1 pseudogene is annotated in these 389 nt (G+C 68.4%); it reads right to left on the bottom strand.

The window, feature by feature from the left end:
• Positions 1 to 76: 76 nt before the first annotated feature.
• Positions 77 to 389, bottom strand: a pseudogene (locus tag D7Y04_RS43560) (long-chain fatty acid--CoA ligase); the annotation flags it as partial.

Genomic DNA, 389 nt, shown 5'->3' with positions numbered 1-389 from the left:
ATGGAAGCAGCGAAGGACGCTTGCTCCGGAGTTCTCGCATGCATGGGGACTCGTGAGGGAGGCGGCGGGTGGTGTGTCAGGCGTTCTCGTAGAACGTGGCGATGCGCTCCGCGTACTGCTTGAGAATCACGCGGCGCTTGAGCTTCAGCGTCGGTGTGAGTTCGCCCGTCGCGGGACCCCAGGCCTCCGTGACGACCTCGAAGCGCTTGATCTGTTCGGCGCGGGAGAGCCGGCCATTGATGGAGGCCACGAGCGCTTCCAGTTCGGAGCGGACCGCCGGCTCGCGGGTGAGCTCCAGGAGCGACTGGGGCGGCAGGCCCCGCGCCTTGGCCCACGTGGGCGCGACGTCCGCGTCCAGGCAGATGAGCGCCGTCACAAACGGCCAGCCG

Source organism: Corallococcus sp. AB038B (genome assembly GCF_003668955.1).
In the GTDB taxonomy this organism is placed as follows: domain Bacteria; phylum Myxococcota; class Myxococcia; order Myxococcales; family Myxococcaceae; genus Corallococcus; species Corallococcus exiguus.
Note: the sequence above shows the minus strand (reverse complement) of the source record. Positions and strands in the feature narration are given on the sequence as shown.